At 59.4% G+C, this 530-nt stretch carries 1 protein-coding gene; it reads left to right on the top strand.

Annotation, left to right across the window (positions count from 1 at the left end; all coding sequences use genetic code 11):
- The coding region (locus tag NKJ81_RS32615) for a DUF982 domain-containing protein (RefSeq protein WP_352542994.1) at positions 1-234 on the top strand (234 nt) is incomplete at its 5' end.
- Positions 235-530 lie beyond the last annotated feature (296 nt).

Here is a 530-nt window from a genome sequence, read left to right as displayed (position 1 = left end):
GTCGGCACGTTCGAAGAGCCCGTGACCGTTTTGCTGTCCTCGGGCAAAGTCAGTGTTTCGAGCACCCGCGAAGCCGCCGAAATGCTGCTTTACCGCTGGCCCATTGGAGAAACCGCGCGCCGCATCCAGGCTCGTATGGCATGCATGAAGGTTCTCGGCGGCGGCAGCGCACCGGATGTAGCGCGCGTGGCATTTCTCAGCGCCGCCAAGGAAGCGAAAATCCTGAACGCCTGACATCGTCAATGCGTGCCCCACCACTGTCCATCATGCATCACTCTTGCAGCAAACATCCTGCGTCGATCATGCGGAGACGCCGAATGCTTGCGCGAGAAGGCTGGAGCCGCGGATCTGCACTCTACGTGGACGTATCACAGCTCCGGGCAAAGCGGCCTATGGATCAAAAGTTACGTGGAAACCTGCCCCACCAAACTTTGTCTGGCAAACGCATGTCGGCCCTGCCGATTTCGTTGCGAGGGGCGAAGCTGGATCGCGCGCACTCGGTCTTCATCGCGTGTTTTCGAAAGAGTTCG

It is taken from the genome of Mesorhizobium sp. M0018 (assembly GCF_040323955.1).
In the GTDB taxonomy this organism is placed as follows: Bacteria; Pseudomonadota; Alphaproteobacteria; order Rhizobiales; family Rhizobiaceae; genus Mesorhizobium.
Note: the sequence above shows the minus strand (reverse complement) of the source record. Positions and strands in the feature narration are given on the sequence as shown.